The sequence below is a fragment of the Roseomonas aerilata DSM 19363 genome (assembly GCF_000711725.1).
Taxonomy (GTDB): Bacteria; Pseudomonadota; Alphaproteobacteria; order Acetobacterales; family Acetobacteraceae; genus Roseomonas; species Roseomonas aerilata.
This window is the reverse complement of the sequence record NZ_JONP01000001.1, coordinates 161,413-176,866: the sequence shown is the minus strand read 5'-3', so window position 1 is coordinate 176,866 and position 15,454 is coordinate 161,413. Positions and strand designations below refer to the sequence as shown.

Annotated in this window: 18 protein-coding genes; 11 read left to right on the top strand and 7 right to left on the bottom strand. The window is 72.4% G+C overall.

Annotated elements, in window-relative coordinates; translation table 11 throughout:
- The first annotated feature begins 24 nt into the window (after window positions 1-24).
- Together BO39_RS00825 and BO39_RS30810 are read left to right on the top strand one after the other, a co-directional pair.
- Window positions 25-1,017 (top strand): S1C family serine protease, encoded by a 993-nt coding sequence (locus BO39_RS00825; protein ID WP_052401260.1) that lies wholly within the window; start codon window positions 25-27, stop codon window positions 1,015-1,017.
- Window positions 1,005-1,532, top strand: coding sequence for a formate/nitrite transporter family protein (locus tag BO39_RS30810; RefSeq protein WP_084697733.1), 528 nt, complete (start codon window positions 1,005-1,007; stop codon window positions 1,530-1,532). The genes BO39_RS00825 and BO39_RS30810 overlap by 13 nt, the downstream gene beginning before the upstream one ends.
- Before the next feature lie 100 nt (window positions 1,533-1,632).
- Here BO39_RS30810 and BO39_RS00815 read toward each other — a convergent pair whose 3' ends face one another.
- The 3 genes from BO39_RS00815 to BO39_RS00805 form a co-directional block, all read right to left on the bottom strand.
- Window positions 1,633-2,229 carry a hypothetical protein gene (locus tag BO39_RS00815; protein WP_043829095.1) on the bottom strand — a complete coding sequence of 199 codons (597 nt, stop codon included), beginning with the start codon at window positions 2,227-2,229 and terminating at the stop codon, window positions 1,633-1,635.
- 10 nt (window positions 2,230-2,239) lie between these two features.
- On the bottom strand, window positions 2,240-2,881 hold the full coding sequence (locus tag BO39_RS00810) for a TerC family protein (RefSeq protein ID WP_043829093.1): 642 nt from the start codon (window positions 2,879-2,881) through the stop codon (window positions 2,240-2,242).
- Window positions 2,882-3,096: 215 nt separating this feature from the next.
- Window positions 3,097-3,756, bottom strand: a complete 660-nt coding sequence (locus BO39_RS00805; protein WP_043829091.1) for a TerC family protein — start codon at window positions 3,754-3,756, stop codon at window positions 3,097-3,099.
- Window positions 3,757-4,061: 305 nt separating this feature from the next.
- Here BO39_RS00805 and purB point away from each other — a divergent pair, with 305 nt between their 5' ends.
- The 3 genes from purB to BO39_RS00790 all read left to right on the top strand — a co-directional run bounded on the left by purB (window position 4,062) and on the right by BO39_RS00790 (window position 7,151).
- On the top strand, window positions 4,062-5,417 hold the full coding sequence (gene purB, locus BO39_RS00800; protein WP_043829089.1) for an adenylosuccinate lyase: 1,356 nt from the start codon (window positions 4,062-4,064) through the stop codon (window positions 5,415-5,417).
- Window positions 5,418-5,572: 155 nt separating this feature from the next.
- Window positions 5,573-5,872, top strand: coding sequence for a hypothetical protein (locus tag BO39_RS00795; RefSeq protein WP_043829088.1), 300 nt, complete (start codon window positions 5,573-5,575; stop codon window positions 5,870-5,872).
- A gap of 52 nt (window positions 5,873-5,924) precedes the next feature.
- A complete protein-coding gene (locus BO39_RS00790; RefSeq protein WP_043829085.1) occupies window positions 5,925-7,151 on the top strand; it encodes a hypothetical protein in 1,227 nt (408 codons plus the stop codon).
- A 302-nt stretch (window positions 7,152-7,453) separates the two neighbouring features.
- Here BO39_RS00790 and BO39_RS34215 read toward each other — a convergent pair whose 3' ends face one another.
- Together BO39_RS34215 and BO39_RS32345 are read right to left on the bottom strand one after the other, a co-directional pair.
- The gene (locus BO39_RS34215) at window positions 7,454-8,542 is read right to left on the bottom strand and encodes a general stress protein (RefSeq protein WP_245614873.1); all 1,089 of its coding nucleotides are present in this window, start codon (window positions 8,540-8,542) and stop codon (window positions 7,454-7,456) included.
- A 125-nt stretch (window positions 8,543-8,667) separates the two neighbouring features.
- The gene (locus BO39_RS32345; protein ID WP_052401258.1) at window positions 8,668-9,198 is read right to left on the bottom strand and encodes a hypothetical protein; all 531 of its coding nucleotides are present in this window, start codon (window positions 9,196-9,198) and stop codon (window positions 8,668-8,670) included.
- 294 nt (window positions 9,199-9,492) lie between these two features.
- Here BO39_RS32345 and purC point away from each other — a divergent pair, with 294 nt between their 5' ends.
- The 5 genes from purC to BO39_RS00755 all read left to right on the top strand — a co-directional run bounded on the left by purC (window position 9,493) and on the right by BO39_RS00755 (window position 12,653).
- Window positions 9,493-10,257, top strand: coding sequence for a phosphoribosylaminoimidazolesuccinocarboxamide synthase (gene purC / locus BO39_RS00775; protein WP_043829083.1), 765 nt, complete (start codon window positions 9,493-9,495; stop codon window positions 10,255-10,257).
- Complete coding sequence (purS, locus tag BO39_RS00770; protein WP_043829081.1) at window positions 10,254-10,499, top strand: phosphoribosylformylglycinamidine synthase subunit PurS; 246 nt, start codon at window positions 10,254-10,256, stop codon at window positions 10,497-10,499. The genes purC and purS overlap by 4 nt, the downstream gene beginning before the upstream one ends.
- 16 nt (window positions 10,500-10,515) lie before the next feature.
- Window positions 10,516-10,764 carry a hypothetical protein gene (locus tag BO39_RS00765; RefSeq protein ID WP_043829079.1) on the top strand — a complete coding sequence of 83 codons (249 nt, stop codon included), beginning with the start codon at window positions 10,516-10,518 and terminating at the stop codon, window positions 10,762-10,764.
- Window positions 10,761-11,435 (top strand): phosphoribosylformylglycinamidine synthase subunit PurQ, encoded by a 675-nt coding sequence (purQ, locus tag BO39_RS00760; protein WP_043829077.1) that lies wholly within the window; start codon window positions 10,761-10,763, stop codon window positions 11,433-11,435. The genes BO39_RS00765 and purQ overlap by 4 nt, the downstream gene beginning before the upstream one ends.
- A 138-nt stretch (window positions 11,436-11,573) precedes the next feature.
- On the top strand, window positions 11,574-12,653 hold the full coding sequence (locus tag BO39_RS00755) for an SMP-30/gluconolactonase/LRE family protein (RefSeq protein ID WP_043829075.1): 1,080 nt from the start codon (window positions 11,574-11,576) through the stop codon (window positions 12,651-12,653).
- 85 nt (window positions 12,654-12,738) lie between these two features.
- On the opposite strand, the gene BO39_RS00750 is transcribed toward BO39_RS00755, so the two are convergent.
- Together BO39_RS00750 and BO39_RS00745 are read right to left on the bottom strand one after the other, a co-directional pair.
- The gene (locus BO39_RS00750) at window positions 12,739-13,734 is read right to left on the bottom strand and encodes an SDR family NAD(P)-dependent oxidoreductase (protein ID WP_084697732.1); all 996 of its coding nucleotides are present in this window, start codon (window positions 13,732-13,734) and stop codon (window positions 12,739-12,741) included.
- Between the two features lie 159 nt (window positions 13,735-13,893).
- Window positions 13,894-14,433, bottom strand: coding sequence for an NAD(P)H-dependent oxidoreductase (locus tag BO39_RS00745; RefSeq protein WP_043829073.1), 540 nt, complete (start codon window positions 14,431-14,433; stop codon window positions 13,894-13,896).
- Window positions 14,434-14,520: 87 nt separating this feature from the next.
- Here BO39_RS00745 and BO39_RS00740 point away from each other — a divergent pair, with 87 nt between their 5' ends.
- On the top strand, window positions 14,521-15,450 hold the full coding sequence (locus BO39_RS00740; RefSeq protein ID WP_052401358.1) for a LysR family transcriptional regulator: 930 nt from the start codon (window positions 14,521-14,523) through the stop codon (window positions 15,448-15,450).
- Window positions 15,451-15,454 lie beyond the last annotated feature (4 nt).

Genomic DNA, 15,454 nt, shown 5'->3' with positions numbered 1-15,454 from the left:
GCTCCCCGATCCCACCGTAACGTCATGCGCGCCCCCCTCGCCGTGGTCCTCCCCGCCCTCCTCCTCGCCGCGGCGCCCGTCATGGCCCAGCTGGTGCCGGACCCCGGCAAGCCGCCGCCCGCAGGCGCCCCCCAGGCCGCCCCGCGCGGCTCCCCGGGGGCCGGAGCACAGGTCGGGCCAAGCCAGCCCGCCACACCCCAGCCGGGCCAGCCCGGCCTCGCCGGCAAGCCCCCGCCGCTCTACGACATGCCGGACGCGGCCCCGCGCCGCGCTGGCCCGCCCTCGCGCCCCGGCCCCCAGGCGGCGCCCCAGCCCGCCCCGCCGGGCGGCACCCCCTCCGGCAAGCCCCCGCCGCTCGCCCCGGGGGAAGCCCCCGCCGCCCCGCAGCGGGAGGTCTCAACCGGCACCGGCTTCATCATCGGAGAGCGCCAGGCGCTGACCAACGACCACGTCGTGCGCGACTGCCGGACGGTCCGCGCCCGCAACGCGGAAGGCCGCGACATCGCCGTCACCGTCCGCGCCCGCGACGCCAACCGCGACCTCGCCCTGCTTGAATTCCGCGAGGCCGCCGGCCCGCCCCTCACCTTCCGCAACGCCCCCGACGTCCGTCGCGGCGAATCCGTGATGACCTACGGCTTCCCCCTCGCCGGCATGCTCGCCTCCGACCCGACGCTCACCACCGGCGACGTCTCGGCGCTCGCCGGCCTCGCCAACAACCGCATGCACTTCCAGATCAGCGCGCCCGTGCAGCCCGGTAATTCCGGCGGCCCGCTGCTCGACCTCGCGGGCAACGTCGTCGGCATCATCACCAGCAAGCTGAACGCCCAGCGCGTCGCCCAGCGCATCGGCGACATCCCGCAGAACGTGAACTTCGCGGTGAAGGGCGAGGAGATCCTCGCCTTCCTGCGGGAGAACCGCGTCCGCCCGCGCACCGCCAGCAGCGGCGCCCCGCACACGGCGGTGGAGGTCGGCGAGACCGTCCACCCCTCCGTCCTCTTCATGCGCTGCCTCGGCTGACACCCGCGCGGCGCCGGCCGCGGCACGCCCCCCCGAAGCCGCCGCCGTCCCGGGAGCGGCCAGCGCCGGGGAATCGCGCCACGGCCGCCCTAAACATCGCGGGCACCTGGGCCGTATCGGCCGCCCTCGCCGGAACTGAACTCTCCCCGCCCGAGGTCAGGGAAGCCTTCAGTGCCATCAGCCGGCAGGCCATCGGCGCCTCCTTCGGAAGCACCGTCCTGAAAGGGATCCTCGCGGGCTGGCTGATCGCGCTGCTGGTCTGGCTGATGCCCGGCTCCGGCGAGGCACGCTTCACCATGATCGTGCTTCTCACCTGGCTCGTCTCGGTCGGAGGCTTTGCCCACATCATCGTGGGCTCCGTGGAAGCGAGCTTCCTTGTCCTGTCAGGTGAGGCGAGCGCCGCCGACTACCTCTGGCGCTTCTTCACGCCGACGCTGCTCGGAAACGTCACCGGCGGCGTGGCCCTGGTCGCCGCCCTGAACTACGGGCAGGTCGCGAGCGAGGTGCAATCCTGACCCCGGCCCGCGCGCAGGACGCGCGCCCCGCCCCGCCCGCAAGCCGGCGGACTGTCCTCCGCCACCACCGCCCGCCCGGAAGGGCCGCCGGGAAGCCTGCCTAGCCCCGCGCCGCCCCCGCCACGGCCTGCACGAAGGCCTGCGGATCCGCCAGCGCCGCCCCGCGGCTCGGCATCGTCACCTGCACCCGCATGAAGCGCCCGGCCACGACGCCGAGGCAGACCTGCCGCTCCACCTGGTTGCGCCCGAAGGTCCCGCTCAGCGCTGCGCAGGAGAAATCCCCGCCCGGCACCACCAGCGGCGAGCGCGAGGCGACCGAGAGCTGCCGCCCCGTACGGTCCACCGGCAGCGCCGTCGCCTCGAGGATCGCCCGCTCCGCCTCGGCCGGCAGGTCCGCCGCCGTCACCATCGGCCGCCCGAGGTCGTAGAGGAACACCTGCGCCACCGCGACCCGGCGGGGCGTGGCGTATTCCACCACCTTCCCCGCGCCGGGATCCTCGGCCGCCACGTCCTGCACGCCGAAGCGGTCGAAGCCCGCCGCCTGGGCCGGCAGCCGCGTCAGCACGGCGTCGGCCGGCGGGCGCGCCGGCTCGGCCGGCGCCGCCCCCTCGGGCGCCACGCAGCCCGCGAGGCCGAGCAGCGCCGCACCGCCCAGCAGGGCACGAAGCGGGCGCGCGGCCCCCGGAACCGCCCTCATCCCGTCGCGCTCAATGCGGGGCCGCCGCGTGCGGCGCGGGCAGCGGAAGCCCGAGGTTAAGCGTCGCGTTCGAGATCACCAGACCCTCCCAGAGCAGCTCCACGCCGATATAGGCGATCAGTGCCACGCCGAGATACGCGATCCACTTGTAGCGATCCAGCACCCGCGCCAGCAGCCCGCCAAGAAGCCCCATCATCACGATGGAAATCGCCAGGCCCACGATCAGCAGCGTGACGTTCGAGCGCGCGACGGCGGCAACCGCCAGCACGTTGTCGAGGCTCATGGAAACGTCCGCCACGATGATCTGCCACAGCGCGGCCATCAGCGTCTTGTCGTGGTGCGCGTGCCCCTCGGCGTTCTCCTCGTGCTGCGCCCGGCGCAACTCCATGAGGAAGTTGAACGCGATGTAGAGCAGCGCGAGGCCGCCCACGATGTCGATCCACCAGAGCGCGAGAAGCTGCTGCGCGATGAGCGAGAACACGATCCGCAGCACCGCCGCCGCCGCGATGCCGAACAGCACCGCCTTGTTCCGCTGGCTCTCCGGCAGCCCTGCCGCCGCCAGCCCGATCACCACCGCATTGTCACCCGACAGGATGATGTTGAGCCACATGATCTCAAGGAGCTGCGGCAGCGAACTGGTAATCGATTCCATGGATGTCTCCGGCCGGCCGTCGCTTTGCCACCGGGCGCCGCACGGCCTCATCTCTGCTAAGGGCGCGTCCACGGCCCCCTGTCAGGCGCCGCGCGCTCTCGGTCCCTTAGCCGCGCCCCCCTGAACGCGAAAGCGCCGCCCGGTTGCCCGGACGGCGCAAACACCTTGAATGACAAGGAGGTAACGACCCCGCCATGTGACTGGCGGGGAGCCCCTCAGCGCGGTGCGGCGGGCGCCGCAGGCGCGGTGGGTGTCGCACCCCACCAGGCCCCGACATCGCCCCAACCCGTCCAGATCATGTCCGCGGCCACGTACAGAATGACCAACAGACCCACCCAGGCGATCCAGCGGTGCTTCTCCAGCAGCTTCGCGATGAAGGTCGCGGCAAGGCCCATCAGCACGACCGAGATCGCAAGCCCGATGACGAGCACGTCGAGGTGCTCCTTCGCCGCGCCGGCAACAGCCAGCACGTTGTCGAGGGACATGGACACGTCGGCGACCAGGATCTGCAGAATCGCCTGGCGAAGCGTCTTCTTCGGCCCGCCCTGGCCATCGGCCGCCTCACCCGTGACCTCGTCCACGCCGTGGGCCTGTCCGTGCGGCTGGCGAAGCTCCCGGTACATCTTCCAGCAGACCCAGAGCAACAGCAGGCCGCCCATCAGAGTCAGGCCGACGATCGCCAGAAGCTGCGTCGTGATCGCCGCGAAACCGATCCGCATGATGGTCGCGGCCCCGATCCCCCAGAGGATCGCCTTGCGTCGCTGGTCGGCCGGCAGCCCCGCCGCCGCCATGCCCACCACGATGGCGTTGTCACCCGCGAGCACGAGGTCGATCAGCAGGACCTGCCCAAGGGCGATGAACCAATCCGCTCCCATCGTCGATGAGTCTCCCCGCCGGCCCCGCCAGGGGACGCGGCCATAGATAAGACGCCCCGATCCCGAAGGAATGGAACGCCGGCCGCGCCGTCGCGACCTGCCCGGCATGCAGCCGGAGAAGTCCGCGCTTAAACAATCGGCAATGCCGCGGCAACACATGATGCGTGACCTTCCTCGCGCATCGCGCGCACGCCGCCGCGATCACACGACCAACGCCGGTTGACGCGCCCGCGCCCGCCGGATACCGCCCGCCCTGCCTGCGCCCCCTGCGGCGGGGATCGCCGCCCGCCCCGAAGGAAGCCCCGATGGTCCCGCGCTACACCCGCCCCCAGATGGCCGCCATCTGGTCCCCCGAGGCCCGCTTCCGCACCCTTTTCGAGATCGAGGCCCTCGCGGCCGAAGCCATGGCCGAGGCCGGCACCATCCCCGTCGAATCGGCCGAAGCCATCCGCCGGGAAGGCGGCCGCCGCATCGAGGCCATGACGGAAGCCGACCTCGCCCGCATCGACGAGATCGAGCGCGTCACCCGCCACGACGTCATCGCCTTCCTCACCTGGCTCGGCGAAACCCGCCCCGATGGCAGCGGCATGGGCGAGCACGCCCGCTTCATGCACCAGGGCATGACCAGCTCCGACGTGCTGGACACGGCCTTCAACCTCCAGCTCGTCCGCGCCGCCGACCTCCTCATCGCCGACCTCGACGCCCTGCTCGATGCCCTCCGCCGCCGCGCCGAGGAACACGCCCTCACGCCCACCATCGGCCGCTCCCACGGCATCCACGCCGAACCCACCACCTTCGGCCTGAAGCTCGCCGGCCACTGGGCCGAGTTCGCCCGCGGCCGCAACCGCCTCCTCGTCGCGCGGGAGGAAGTGGCGACCGCCGCCATCTCCGGCCCCGTCGGCACCTTCGCCTCCGTCACCCCCTCGGTCGAGGCGCACGTCGCCGCGAAGCTCGGCCTCCGCCCGGAGCCCGTCTCCACCCAGGTCATCCCGCGCGACCGCCACGCTGCCTTCTTCTGCGCGCTCGCCGTCATCGCCAGCAGCATCGAGCGCCTGGCCGTCGAGATCCGCCACCTCCAGCGCAGCGAGGTCCGGGAAGCCGAGGAATACTTCCACCCCGGCCAGAAGGGCAGCAGCGCCATGCCACACAAGCGCAACCCGGTGCTGTCGGAGAACCTGACCGGCCTCGCCCGCCTCGTCCGCGGCTACGCGACCCCCGCCCTTGAGAACGTCGCCCTCTGGCACGAGCGCGACATCAGCCACAGCAGCGTCGAGCGCGTCATCGGCCCCGACGCCACCATCGCCCTCGACTTCGCGCTCACCCGCGCCGCCGGCATGGTCGAGAAGCTGGTGATCTACCCCGACCGCATGCGCGCCAACCTCGAAAGCCTCGGCGGCGTCGTACACAGCCAGAAGGTGCTCCTCGCCCTCACCCAGGCCGGCATGTCGCGCGAGGACGCCTATGCCACCGTCCAGCGCTCCGCCATGGCCACCTGGGAAAACCTCGGCACATCAGCCGGCCGCTCCTTCCGCGACAACCTCCTCGCGGACCCCGCCGTCACCCTCCTCATCCTCCCCGAGGCGTTGGACAGCGTGATGGACCCCCAGCGCGACTTCACCCATGTGCGGGACACCCTCGCCCGCGTCTTCGCGCAAGCGTGAAGCACCTCCGCCGCATTGCGGCGCGCGGCGCCACCGTTCCGCCGGGATGACCCCCCATCTTCCCGGTGGCCCCCGGCGGGAGCGGGACGCCGCCTTCCCCCCCGAAGGCCGCCCGAAGCCCCGCCGCGGATCGGCCCACGAAGGAGGCCGGAACCATGACGCATCCCATCCGCACCGGGCCCGCCGCCCTCGCCGCGGCCCTGGTCACCACCCTCGCCCTCGCGGCACCAGCCTCGGCCGCCACGCCCCACCCGGCCCTGGCCGCCGCGCCCACGGCGCTCGCGGTCCAGTACTACTACTACCCGCCGCCGCGCTATTACGCGCCGCCACCCCCGCCTCCGCCCGCCTATTACCGGCCGCGCCACTGGCACCGGCCGCCGCCGGTCTATTTCGCGCCGCCGCCTCCGCCGCCGCGCTACTACGCGCCCCGGCCCTACAGATACTATCGCTACTGAACCCCTCCCGGGTCACACCGAGCCCTCGCGCCACCGCCGGAACACCCCGGCGGTGAGCACCCGTCCGCAGCGCCTTCTGCTGGTTCTGGCCCTCGGGCTGCTCGCCGCACCGGTCCCGCCCGCGGCGGCGCAGGAGGGCCCGCCCGCGACCACGCAGGAAAACCTGCCCGCGGCGGCAGTGGAACAACCGCCCGCGGCCACGCCGCTCCACCCCGTGGCCCCGCCCGCCGCGGCCGCCCCACCCAGCTTCCGCCCCTCGCCTCCCGGTCCCCGGCCCGGCGCCGCGATGGCCTGCGACCCGCCGCCCGACGCTCTCCTCGCCGCCGCCTGCGCCGACCCCACCGCGCGCCAGGCCGACCGCCGCCGTGCCCAGGCCTACGACACCCTCCTCGACCAGCTCCCCCCCGCCCAGCGCCCCGCGCTGGAAGCCGACGCCCGCGCCTTCGCGGAATTCCTCGCCGCCAACTGCGCCCAGCCCGCGCCCGACCTCGCCTGCTTCACCCGCGCCCAGGAGGCCAAGCGCGAGGACCTCCGCCGCTGGCTCCTCCCCGAAGCGCGCGAGGAAGCCGACCGCGATCCCGCCGAGACCGCCGCCGTCGCCCGCGCCCTCGCCGCCCGCGGCATCCCCGCCGAGCCGCCCTCCCGCCGCCGCGAGGCCATCGTCGCCCTCCAGCGCGGCGCCGGCCTCTCCCCCAGCGGCTTCATCGACGACCGGACCGCCATCCTCCTCACCCGCTCCCCGGCGCCGCCCGCACCGGCACCCGCCGCTCCGCCCGCGCGCAGCAACCCCGCCGGCCTTCCACCCGAAGCCTTCTGGGTCTCCGCCCTGCCGCCTCTCCTCTCCGAGAACTACGCCGTCACCACCTGCTCCGAGCCCACCGTCACCTGGCTCGGCCGCGGCATGCTCATCGGCAACCAGCCCGTCCCCGGCGAGGCCGGCTACGAGATCTACGGCACCGAGAGCACCAACGGGGATCGCATCTACCTCCTTCCCCGCGGCGGCCAGCCCCGCGTGATCGAGGTGCTGCAGGACGGCTCCCTCCGGCTCTCCGGTGCCATCCCCCCCGCTCTCTCCGAGCGCGGCGTGGCCCCCAACACCACCCTCGCCCGCTGCCCCGCCACTCCGGTGGCCACCGCCCCGGCCGCCATTGCTCCTGCCGTCCCGCGCGCCAGCCCTCCGCCGCGCCACGCCGCCCCCGCCCGCAACGCACCCCGCACCGCCCGAACCCCGGCCAGGCGCAAGCCGGCGACCCCGGCGCGAGGGCGGAACAACCGCTGAGTTCTCCCGCGGCTCCTGAAGAGGGCGCTGCCCTCTCCGGACCTCACCCGCCAGAAGCGGGAGGCTCCCGCCCGCCATCTGGTCGCTGCGGAACCTTCCTGAACACGGAGCCGCCTCGGGTCACCGACCCGAGGCGCACCGACCGCCGAACAGCTCCGACCCGAAGAAAAAGATGATGGTGAGGGGTCCGGGGAGAGGAAGAATTCCGTCTTCCCCTCCCCGGAGTCACCCACGCCCACAGCAACAGAAAAAGGGCGGCCCCCGAAGGAGCCGCCCCATTCACGCCGGTCGCGAAGGATCGCTCAGAGCGTCTTGTGGATCGGGTTGGCGCCGGAGGTATTGGTGCCCGCCGTCTTGTCCAGCGCCCGCTCCGCCGCCGTGCCCGGCGGGTTCGCGGCCGTGCCGTCCGACTGGGACGGATAGGCGCCGGAGACGTTGGTGCCCGCCGCCTTGTCGAAGGCGCGGCTGGCCGCCGTGCCCGGGGGGTTGGCGTCGGCGCCGGCGCCCATCCCCGTGCTGCGGGACATGTCGGCGCCCGCGGTCGAGCCCAGCCCCGCGCCCGTGGTCGTGCCGGACTTCGGATAGACCGTCGTGTCGGCGCGGCTGGTCTCATTCTCCGGATGCGCGCCGGAGATGTTGGTGCCCGCCACCTGGTCGATCCCGCGGGAGGCCATGGTCCCCGGGGGGTTGCCCGGCGTGCCGTCCGGCGCTTCGCCCACCACGGCGTCGCCCTGGTAGGTCGTCCAGCCACCGGCACGGTAGTCGGCCTCGCGGGAGGTCGCGTCCACGGGGTTGTAGCGCACCATGATGGCCTCGGCCTCGGCGGCACGCGCGTCGTCGGTGCGCACCGTCACCAGGCTGCCGCCGCGGCGGACGCCCTCGGAGTAGACATGCGCGTCGCGCTCCTCGACGCCCGCGCCCGTCAGGCTGCCCAGCAGGCCGCCCGCCGCCGCACCGGCACCCGCGCCGGTCAGGGCCGCAACCAGCCAGCCGGCCGCCACGATCGGGCCGATGCCCGGAATGGCCAGCGCGCCGATGCCGGCCAGCAGGCCAGCGCCGCCGCCCAGCACGGTGCCGATCGTCGCACCGGTGCCGGCGCCGCTCGCGGCCTCGTCGGTATCGACCGTCGGCTGGATGTCGCTGCCGGCGGCATCGCCCATGGTCGCGGTGCCCATGGTGCCCGCCCCCATGGTGCCGCTCGTCATGGCGCCGGTCGGCGTGCCGGTGGTGGCGCCCATGGTCTGGCCGGTCACGCTGCCGGCGTTGGAGGAGCCGTCGTTGGCGACGATGCTGACATCGTCGTGGCGGAAGCCCGCCGCCTCGAGCGCGTTCACCGCCGCCGTCGCGTCGGCGTAGCTGTCATAAAGGCGAGCAATGGTTCGCATGGCCATGGTGTCGGTCCTTGTTGTTCGTGCGCCGCTCTCGCGGCGTCGGCCGGTCGGGCCGTTGATGGGATCGAGCTTCAGCCCAGGTGGCGGGCGGGTCCCGGAGGGAACCCGCCGCCGTCACCGCCGGCTCAGCGCGCGGGCGCCGCGCCCGTCACGATGTTGCCCTGATAGTCGAGGCCGACATCCGCGGTCTGGCCGCCGCGCATCGCGCGGCCGCGCCACACGCCGGACTCGTCCTTCTTCAGCTCCTGCACGCCCGTGTAGCCCGCCGCCTCGATCCGGCTGCGCGCCTGGCCCTCGGTGAAGGAGTTCGCGCCCTGGGCGGGGGTCGTCGTCGTCGCCGGCGCGGTGCCGGGATTGTCGCCGCGGGTGGCGGACTGGCGGTTGGTGTCGATCGTGGCACCGCCCGGCACGCCGCCCGGATTGCCCTGCGTCGCCGTGCCCGACCGCGTCTGCGAAGCCGCAGGGCCGGTCGTGGTGCCCGGCGCGGCCGTGCCGCCGGGGGCCTGGGTGGCGGGCGCCATGGTCATGGCCGGCGCGCCGCCGGTCGTGCCCTGCGAACCGGGGTTGCTCGTGTTGCCCTGCTGGGCGAAGGCCGGCGCGACGAGGGTTGCCGCAAGGGCCAGGGTGCCAACGGTGGTGGCGAGACTTGTGCGCATCGCGATCGCTCCCAAGAATGGATTGTCCGGGTTCTCTCGTCGGACTGAAGGCTCGATGCGGTGCCGACCCGAGCCGGGCCGGTCGTTTCGTGCCTTGCCATGGGTTAACGCCGTGGAAGCCGAAACGACTGCGCTCCCTCACGCAGCCGTGAGCTTGCGGAATGTTACGCGGCTGCCCCGCGCGTCCTGCGGTGGCCCTGCCCCACGCCCCCTGTTATATGGGCGCTTCATCGCCGCCGCGGTCGGGACGGGAGTTCCGCGCGCGAAGCGGCCGCACAGGTTTCGGAACCCCTCATGGCCCGCAGGCGACAGCTCTACGAAGGCAAGGCGAAGGTCCTCTTCGAAGGCCCGGAGCCCGGCACCCTCGTCCAGTATTTCAAGGATGACGCGACGGCCGGGAACGGCGCGAAGAAGGGCGTCATCACCGGCAAGGGCGTGCTGAACAACCGCATCAGCGAGCACCTGATGATGAAGCTGGCAGATATCGGCGTCCCCACGCACTTCATCCGCCGCCTGAATATGCGGGAACAGCTCATCCGCGAGGTCGAGATCATCCCGCTCGAGGTGGTGATCCGCAACATCGCGGCCGGCAGCCTCGCCACCCGCCTCGGCATCCAGGAGGGCACCCGCCTCCCGCGCTCGATCGTCGAGTACTACTACAAGAACGACGCCCTCAGCGACCCGATGGTCTCCGAGGAGCACATCACCTGCTTCGGCTGGGCCTCGACGCAGGACCTCGACGACATCGTCGCCCTTGCCCTCCGCGTGAACGACTTCCTCACCGGGCTCTTCCTCGGCGTCGGCATCTCCCTCGTGGACTTCAAGCTCGAGTTCGGCCGCCTCTACGAGAACGACGAGATGCGCATCGTCCTCGCCGACGAGATCTCCCCCGACAACTGCCGCCTCTGGGACGCCAAGACCGGCGAGAAGATGGACAAGGACCGCTTCCGCCGCGACCTCGGCAAGGTCGAGGAGGGCTACCAGGAGGTCGCCCGCCGCCTCGGCATCCTCCCCGAGGCCGGCGTGCGCGACCTCAAGGGCCCGGAGCTGATGCAATGACCACCAAGGCCCGCGTCTTCGTCATGCCGAAGAACGGCGTCCTCGACCCCCAGGGCAAGGCCATCGGCCACGCCCTCGGCACCCTCGGCTTCGAGGGCGTCGGCGAGGTCCGCACCGGCAAGGTCATCGAGCTCGAACTCGCCGAGACCGACCCCGCCGCCGCCAAGGCCGCCGCCGAAGCCATGGCGAAGAAGCTCCTCGCCAACACGGTGATCGAGTCCTTCCGCGTCGAGATCGCCTGAGAGACGCACCCAGCCGGTGATCAAGGCCAGCCTCCTGATCATGACCGTGCTGACGGTCCTGATCTCCATGCTCCTCTCCTGGCGGGAGCGCCGCCTGGCCGCCGCGCGCCCCGCGCCGTCCGCGCGGGGGAAGAAGCGCCCCCCCGGCCTCCTCGCCCGCGGCAAGGTCAGCCTCGACCGCTGGGTCACCGCCGCCGCCATCGCGGCCATCCTCACCATCGCCGTCCTCGGCGGCCTCCACTGGCTCAGGGTCTTCCAGCGATGAACGCCACGATCCTTCTCTTCCCCGGCACCAACCGCGAGCGCGACATGGCCATCGCCCTCCAGCGCGCGACCGGCAGGAAGCCCAGCATCACCTTCCACCGCGAGACGGAACTCCCCGCCGGCACCGACCTCGTCGTCCTCCCCGGCGGCTTCTCGCACGGCGACTACCTCCGCTGCGGCGCCATGGCCGCCCAATCCCCCATCATGCCCGCCGTCCGCGACTTCGCGGCGAAGGGCGGCCACGTCCTCGGCGTCTGCAACGGCTTCCAGATCCTCTGCGAGGCCGGCCTCCTCCCCGGCGCCCTCCTCCAGAACGCCAACCTCCGCTTCCTCTCCATGGACTGCGTCCTGCGCGTCGAGCGCGCCGGCACCCCCTTCACCTCCCGCTGGCAGAAGGGCGCCACCTTCCGCGCCCCCATGGCGCATGGCGACGGCAACTACTTCGCCGACGACGAGACGCTGGACCGCCTGGAGGGCGAAGGCCTCGTCGCCTTCCGCTACGCCGACGCCAACCGCAACGGCGCCGCCCGCGACATCGCCGGCATCCTCTCCCCCAACCTCCGCGTCCTCGGCCTCATGCCCCACCCCGAGGACCTGGTGGACCCCCTCATGGGCGGCGAGGACGGCCTCCCCCTCTTCACCTCCCTCGCCGAGACCCTCGTCTCCGCCTGACGCGGCGCCGGCCGCCCACGCAATCCGTGCCGCGGCGCGCCACATCGCGCCGCCCACAGGGTTGCGAACCCCGCACCCCCCATGTCCATCATCCCTCCTGCCGGCGCGCCGACTCGTCGCGCCACGGAGGAAACACACATGACCACCACCCGACGCGCCCTGCTCGGCGCCGCCGGCATCGCCGCCGCCGGCAAGGCCGCGGCCCAGTCCTTCCCCTTCACGCCGAACCAGCGCTACCCCGACCCCGCCATCCAGATCCTGGACCCGTCCTTCGCGAAGTACCGCCTCTACAGCAGCACCGTCGAACAGCTCGCCACAGGCTTCCGCTGGGCGGAGGGCCCCGTCTGGTTCCCGGACGACGGCGGCTACCTCCTGTTCAGCGACATCCCGAACAACCGCATCATGAAATACAGCGAGAAGGACGGCACCTGCACCGTCTTCCGCCACCCCGCCAACTTCGCCAACGGCAACGCCCGCGACCGCCAGGGCCGCCTCGTCACCTGCGAGCACTCCGTCACCCGCCGCGTCACCCGCACCGAGAAGGACGGCTCCATCACCGTCCTCGCCGACAAGTTCGAGGGTAAGCGCCTCAACGCCCCCAACGACATCGTCGTGAAGTCCGACGACACCATCTGGTTCACCGATCCCACCTTCGGCATCGCCGGTGAATGGGAAGGCTCCCGCGCCACCCCCGAGCAAGCCACCACCAACGTCTACCGCCTGACGCCGGACGGCCAGCTCACCGCCGTCATCACCGACCTCGTCCTGCCCAACGGCCTCGCCTTCTCCCCGGACGAGAAGAAGCTCTACGTCGTCGGCCGCAACCCCGCCCCCGCCCGCTCCCTCTTCGCCTACGACGTCGGCGCGGACGGCACCCTCTCCAACCGCGTGAAGCTCATCGACGCCACCGATTCCGCCGCCCTCGACGGCTTCCGCGTGGACCGCGACGGCAACCTCTGGGTCGGCTACGGCAGCGACGGCAACCTCGAGGCCGAACCCACCCGCACCGGCACCCGCAGCGTCTACAACCTCCGCGGCAAGCCGGACGACCTCGACGGCGTGATGGTCTTCAACCCCCAGGGCAAGCCCCTGGCCCATATCCGCCTGCCCGAGCGCTGCGCCAACCTCTGCTTCGGCGGCCCCAAGGGCAACCGCCTCTACATGACGGCCTCCCACTCCCTCTACGCCCTCTACGTCGAGGCCCACGGAGCGGTCTGACCGGGCGCCGGGCGCAAGCCCGGCCCCCGACACGCCCGCGCGGCGAGCGGACCCCGCCCCCCAAAGAGCGGTGCGACGAGCCGCCCTACCGCCCCGCCCGCTCCGCCTCCATCCGCGCCCGCACGCCCCCGTCCACGCCCGTCCCCACCGCCACCGGCTCGTGCACCGAACCCGGCCCCACCGGCGCCGCCGGCGCCTCCTCGAACTGCGCCCGCCGAACCACGCCGCCCGCCAGCCGCTCCGCCAGGCGCGGCGCAATCCGGCTCCCCAGCACCGCCCCGCGCGCCTTCCACCCCACGGGGTACTCCGCCTCCGGATGCACCGACATCCAGACGATCGAATCCACCACCGCCTCCGGCCCGTCCATCATCGACATCCGCGCCGCCCGCCCCGTGTAATTCCCCGCATGGTCCCAGAACGGCGTATCGACCGCCCAGGGCTCCACCGTCGAAACCCGGATCGCCTCACCCAACCCCGCCTGCCGCAACTCCTCGTTGATGGCCGCCCCCAACCCGATCAGCGCCGATTTCGTCGCCGCATAGCTCGCGTGATAGGCCACCGGCACCCGCCCCTCCACGGAGGAGACATTCACCAACACGCCCGAACCCTGCGCCCGGAACCGCCGCAGCGCCGCGTAACTCCCGTAGATCGACCCCTTCAGGTTCACGTCCACCACCCGCGCATGATCCGCCAGCGGCACCTCCTCGAACCGCCCGATCGAGGCCACCGCCGCGTTGTTCACCCAGACATCGATCCGCCCGAACCGATCCAGCGCCGCCCGCGCCAGCCGCTCCACCCCCGCGGCGTCGCTCACATCCGTCGGCACCACGAGCGCCTGCCCGCCCCCGGCCCGCACATTGGCCGCCACCTCCTCCAGCACCGCCCCCCGCCGCGCCGCCAGCACGACATTCGCCCCATAGGTCCCAAGCTTCTCCGCCACGCCACGCCCGAAGCCGCTGGAGGCGCCCGTGACGACATAGGTGCGGCCCGCGACCAGGGCGCGGTCCCCACCGCCCAGTTCGGACGGCGCCGAGCACCCCGCCAGCAGCGCGCCCACCACCAGAACCAGCGCCCATCGCATTCAGCGGCATCCTCTCGACAGTTGGCCCAATGCGGAGCCCCGTCCCTTCAAACCGCCGAACACGTCCATCGTTCCTTCAAGCAGAACCGCCGCGCATCCCTGCTCTCGCCCCGCCGGGGGCGACGCAGCGCCGAACCCGGCCGCAGCGCCGACCTGCCGCTAACCACCCGCCAACGCGCGCAGCCTCTCCGCATAGGCTTGCCCCGCAGCCTCCAGCGCGGTGTTGGAGGCGGACCTTGCGCCGAAGTTCAGGAACGGCTCCTGCCACTCGAGCGCACAGCGGTGCGCCGTTGCCTGCAACGGGCGGAGCAAGTCGGAAAGCGGGAAGAGGTTCACGCCGGATTCGCTGTAGGCCTCCGGCCGGTTGCCCGCGGTGGCAGCCACCATCACCGGGCGCCCGGCGATCCGAGCGCCCTCGTCCTCCGCGTTGACGTAGAACATCCGGGTCAACACTAGGTCCTGCCACGACTTCAGCAGCGGCGGGGTGGAATACCACTGCACCGGGAACTGCAGAACGAGGCGCCGCGCGGCGATCAGCCGGGCCACCTCCGGCCCGGCGTCGATCCGCCCATCCGGGTAGAGCGCGTCGAGGTGGACCACCTCCACCTCGGGCACCGTCCGCGCCGCATCGGCCAGCGCCCTGTTCGCGCGCGATGACGGGTAATCCGGATGGCAGAGCAGGATCAGTGTTTCGGCCACAGCATTGGTTCCTCTTGTCCGTGAGGAAGCTGGAGCCGCCGCAATCATATCTCCAACGGATATTCCGCATAGTGCATGATGGATCGCATGAATGATCTGCGCCGCGTCGACCTCAACCTTCTGGTCGTTCTCGACACCCTCCTGGAGGAGGCCCACGTCACCCGGGCCGCGCGGCGCCTCGGCCTCTCCCAGCCCGCCGCCTCCAATGCGCTGGAGCGGCTGCGGCACCTCTTCGACGACCCCTTGCTCGAGCGCGAGGGCGGGCGCCTCCGCCCGACCCCCAGGGCCGAGGCGCTGCGGACTCCGCTGCGGGACGCACTCGGCGCGATGCGCGGCGTCCTGCAACTCCCGCCACCCTCGCTCGGGAACGCACGGCGGGTCGTCCGCATCCTCATCGCCGACGCACCCGCCACCGCCCTCGTGGCGAAGCTCAGAGCCGCTCTGGCCGTGACCGCACCCGGCGTCACCCCCGCCCTTCTGCCATGGGCGGGCGCGTCCGATGCTCTGACCCGTCTCTCCCGCGCGGAGGCCGATCTCGTCGCCTCCATCCTCCCGGTGGTCGAGCCCCCGCTGCGCCAGCGCGCACTTCTCGAGGAACACTACCTTGTCGTGATGCGGCGCGGGCATCCCGCGGCGGCGGAATTCGACCTCGCCCGCTGGCTGGCCTTCCCGCACGTCGTTGTCTCAGGCCATGGCGCGACCGAAACCGCCCTCGACACGGTCCTGGCAAGGCGCGGCCTGTCACGCCGCGTTGGCGTCGTGGTGCCGAGCTTCCTGATGGTCCTGCCCCTGCTTGCCGGCTCGGACCTGATCGCCGCACTCCCGTCCCGCTGCATTCCGGCGGATCCCAGCCTCGCGGTCCGGAACCCACCCCTTCGGATGGAAGGCTTCCGCCTCGACCTGGCTTGGCACGACCGCTCCGGGAATGACCCTGTCGTCACGCATGTTGCCGACACCATCGGCGCGCTGCTCAGCGAAGAGGGAGCGGAGAACCCGATCGCGCTCACCCAGGAATAAATTG

Coding starts and splice junctions, on each gene's coding strand:
- BO39_RS00825 (WP_052401260.1), top strand. CDS start 25: ATGCGCGCCCCCCTCGCCGTGGTCCTCCCCGCCCTCCTCCTCGCCGCG.
- BO39_RS00815 (WP_043829095.1), bottom strand. CDS start 2,229: ATGAGGGCGGTTCCGGGGGCCGCGCGCCCGCTTCGTGCCCTGCTGGGC.
- BO39_RS00810 (WP_043829093.1), bottom strand. CDS start 2,881: ATGGAATCGATTACCAGTTCGCTGCCGCAGCTCCTTGAGATCATGTGG.
- BO39_RS00805 (WP_043829091.1), bottom strand. CDS start 3,756: ATGGGAGCGGATTGGTTCATCGCCCTTGGGCAGGTCCTGCTGATCGAC.
- purB (WP_043829089.1), top strand. CDS start 4,062: ATGGTCCCGCGCTACACCCGCCCCCAGATGGCCGCCATCTGGTCCCCC.
- BO39_RS00795 (WP_043829088.1), top strand. CDS start 5,573: ATGACGCATCCCATCCGCACCGGGCCCGCCGCCCTCGCCGCGGCCCTG.
- BO39_RS34215 (WP_245614873.1), bottom strand. CDS start 8,542: ATGGCCATGCGAACCATTGCTCGCCTTTATGACAGCTACGCCGACGCG.
- BO39_RS32345 (WP_052401258.1), bottom strand. CDS start 9,198: ATGCGCACAAGTCTCGCCACCACCGTTGGCACCCTGGCCCTTGCGGCA.
- purC (WP_043829083.1), top strand. CDS start 9,493: ATGGCCCGCAGGCGACAGCTCTACGAAGGCAAGGCGAAGGTCCTCTTC.
- purS (WP_043829081.1), top strand. CDS start 10,254: ATGACCACCAAGGCCCGCGTCTTCGTCATGCCGAAGAACGGCGTCCTC.
- purQ (WP_043829077.1), top strand. CDS start 10,761: ATGAACGCCACGATCCTTCTCTTCCCCGGCACCAACCGCGAGCGCGAC.
- BO39_RS00755 (WP_043829075.1), top strand. CDS start 11,574: ATGACCACCACCCGACGCGCCCTGCTCGGCGCCGCCGGCATCGCCGCC.
- BO39_RS00750 (WP_084697732.1), bottom strand. CDS start 13,734: ATGCGATGGGCGCTGGTTCTGGTGGTGGGCGCGCTGCTGGCGGGGTGC.
- BO39_RS00740 (WP_052401358.1), top strand. CDS start 14,521: ATGAATGATCTGCGCCGCGTCGACCTCAACCTTCTGGTCGTTCTCGAC.